Origin of the sequence: Rhodopirellula europaea 6C, from assembly GCF_000338295.1 — a bacterium.
GTDB lineage: Bacteria > Planctomycetota > Planctomycetia > Pirellulales > Pirellulaceae > Rhodopirellula > Rhodopirellula europaea.
This window is the reverse complement of sequence record NZ_ANMO01000180.1, coordinates 1-2052: the sequence shown is the minus strand read 5'-3', so window position 1 is coordinate 2052 and position 2052 is coordinate 1. Positions and strand designations below refer to the sequence as shown.

Below are 2052 nucleotides of genomic sequence, written 5' to 3'. Positions count from 1 at the left end.
CAATTGTGAAACTGAGAAACCGTCAAGCAATCCATCGTCGACTGCCAACCGTGGTCCATTGGCTGATCGGCATAACGATTGAGTTCACCCGCTTAGCAACGAAAAAATTTTCCCTTGCCAACCGGCGTGACGCTAAACGGGTGCAACGACTTGGTTGTACTGTGCCGCCGGGGCCCGTGCTACGTCGAGCCGCTGTCGTCTTAGTGTTTTATCGGTGACGCGGTCGCTCAGCAAGGCAATCGCCACGCTTTGGAGTGCACTCAAGCCGAGCTGAAACTGCACCTTCGGTATCGTCGGTGGAAGAATCGGTCGTGTCAAAGAACGCATCATGCGATCTGTCAAAGGGTTCGTGTGACAAACGCGGAGCTCGGTGGAGAGCGTCCCGGATGGAATGAATGGTGGCTGACCAGCAGCGCCCCACATTCAGGACAGCGACAAGCTTGATCCATGCCAGCGGCGTCACAGACTTCCTGCCATGTCTTCGGTTCCTCGGAACCTGGATCGTAGCAGCCGCCGAGTGCCTGATGCGCTTGCACAAGCCCCGAGTGCTGGTTCCCACTGTAGAGCCCAAAGCCGCGCACGCATTGGTAGCGACGCGGCGGAACATGTTCCAGCCAACGCAGCAAGAAAGTGTCGGTTGGCAGGCGAGTCACGGCTTGTCGCTTTCCATCGCCCCCTTCGAGTTCACTGAGGCGGTATCGAAACACAACTTGCCCATCACGTTCCTCGAGCAACCGTGAGTTCCCGATCGGACCGCCACGCAAGTAGCGGGCAAGATAGGTCACGACACTGGCGCCACCTGCATAGGCATCAAAGACTTTGACGTTCCAAGGGTCACTCAATTTGTAGAGCAACGCATAGAACTGGTTGCGTGTCCAACCCGGTGGCAATTGGATCTTGCCAGCGACCACCATCTCTCGCAGCAACGCCTTGAACTTGCCACGGAACTTGGTCATCACAACCTTGCGGGGCAACAGGCACTTCTTCTTGGCAGCGACCCACGTTCCGTCTTCAGTCAGTCCGCCGGCAGAAACCAAGACATGCAGATGCACGTGCACGTCCAGCTTCTGGTTCCAAGTGTGCAAGGCGGCCAGGATCCCAGGACGTGCGCCCAGATAGTCTTGGGATCCGAGCAGTTGCATCAGTGTCTGCGATGCCGCCTGGAAGAGAACGTCAGCAAAGGCTCGCTTGTTGTATCGCCACAGTGGGTTGAGCGAGTGCGGGATGGTGAAGATGAGGTGGTGATGGGGGACCGGCAACAATCGATTTCGCCAGCCATCGAGCCACTTCTCGCGAGGCAGCCATCCGCACTTCGGGCAGCACCGATGCGAGCATGAGTTGTAAGCGACTTGGTGGAAGTGGCCATGCGGGCAACTGTTGACATGGCCTCCCAACTCTCGCGTGCGACAATGCATGATGGCCCACGCGGCTCGGTGCATGTCACCGCTGAGCCCATATGACTTCGCAAGCCTGGGGTAGTGCTTGCGCATCAACTGTTGCAAGTCGAGCGACAAGGTCACTGCCTATAAGAAACGTGACGCTTCAAGGAAGTGCTCCAGAGGCCAGTACAACGTTGCGGATCACCCGGTCGGCGCGAGCACTCCTCCATTGTCAAAACGCCCGACTCGCCGACTCGGGTGCATCCGATGGTTCGCCTCTTTGTACAGCATGGAGCTCATATCCGATTCCGTAGAGAGCGCCAACAAATGCAAATACGGACACGCTAGCGACAGCAAAGAGTGCAGTGGTTTGATACGCGACACGATCTCGTACGTAGTCCACAGACATGTCAGGGAAATAGTCGTAATCCGAAAAATATGAACTGGCAAACGAGGTTACGAGTAGAAGAGTTGCGATCGAACTAATTGCAGCGATCTTTAGAAAACGTCCGTAGCGAAACAATCGTAGTGCCATCATCACTCCAATCGACGTGCTACAGCACATCGCCAACGGCGCAACTCCCTGCCTCCGAAAAATGCCCTGAGATGGATATCTTTGGCCTACATGCTCTCGGTATACCGACATCACCAATGAAACGCATACCGCACAGCA

The 2052-nt window shown here is 56.0% G+C and carries 1 protein-coding gene; it reads right to left on the bottom strand.

Annotated features, from left to right (window positions below):
• Positions 1 to 338: 338 nt before the first annotated feature.
• Entirely contained in the window at positions 339 to 1514 is a 1176-nt protein-coding gene (locus RE6C_RS18750; protein WP_456291174.1) for an IS91 family transposase, read from the bottom strand.
• Positions 1515 to 2052 lie beyond the last annotated feature (538 nt).